Annotated in this window: 1 protein-coding gene and 1 pseudogene; both read left to right on the plus strand. The window is 43.6% G+C overall.

Going from position 1 to position 1,030, the window contains the following annotated elements; all coding sequences use genetic code 11:
- The first annotated feature begins 187 nt into the window (after positions 1-187).
- A complete protein-coding gene (gene nqrM / locus ACS8FC_RS15045; RefSeq protein WP_238035777.1) occupies positions 188-433 on the plus strand; it encodes a (Na+)-NQR maturation NqrM in 246 nt (81 codons plus the stop codon).
- Between the two features lie 328 nt (positions 434-761).
- Positions 762-1,030: pseudogene (locus ACS8FC_RS15050) on the plus strand (MFS transporter); the annotation flags it as partial.

Genomic DNA, 1,030 nt, shown 5'->3' on the forward strand with positions numbered 1-1,030 from the left:
GACACCAGCAATGCAAGCATTACGCGCTGACAAAAAGCCCTAGTAAGTTTCTGGCATTGAAACAAGAGAATACGATAACGCGCAACGAGCGACACCAAAATTTGCTATACTATTAGTTAGTTGCCATTAAAAGTACATCGTTATCACTAACAGCAACTGCTCCACTTTTGACAATGAGGTTTCCTCTATGCTTAGCCAATTGCTTCCCATGCTTGCCATTACCTTTACGGTGTTTATCCTATTTTTCATTTTTATGGGCATCGGTTATATGGTCAAAAAAAAGCCGCTTAAAGGCTCTTGTGGCGGCGTTGCCAAATTGATGGGTGATGAGCAGTGCTCATTTTGTGGCGATGATCCCAACAAGTGCGATTCATTGATGGCAGAACAACAAGAAAACGCGTTAAGAGCTGCCCAACTCGGCAAATCTGTGTAAAAACTCATTGGTTACCATACGCGGGTAGTATTTACCTAACATCTGTTCGTATAATAGCGTCAAGTCATTCAAAGTGACTTGGCGCTATTTTTATATCGCCATCTCTTATTATTCCTATTTAGACACTCTCTACTTAGATATTTTCTATTTAAAAAATTGGCCAGCAGACATATCTGTTTTGCCCTCTGCAAATTTTTGGTTCTGATTGACGTTATCGATTACCGTTTAGGTACGTGTCTGAGTAAATGATCTTTGGTGTTGTTTTACAAGCGACGATTTTTCGGCGCTGTTTTATAACGTGTTCTTTTCCCTGTATCGTTGTGCTGCTATGTCTACCTCATCCAATCTGCCTTCATCACGTTTCACCTTTTGGTTAGTGCTATGTGCCATGATTTTGCTAGCGACCAATATGCGTGCCCCTATCGTTGCGCTGGGCGCTATCGCGCCAGTGGTAAAAGAAGCACTCAGTATCTCGGAGATACAGATTGGCTGGCTGGGCGCTGTGCCGATGCTGGGTTTTGCCCTTGGTGCGCTGATCTCACCAGCCATTGGTAAGCGCTTCGGGCTTGAGAATACGCTGATTGCGATGATCGCACT

Source organism: Psychrobacter sp. 1Y4 (assembly GCF_051847555.1).

Bases quoted from the DNA above. Each gene is read 5' to 3' on its own strand.
- nqrM (WP_238035777.1), top strand. From the start codon at position 188: ATGCTTAGCCAATTGCTTCCCATGCTTGCCATTACCTTTACGGTGTTT.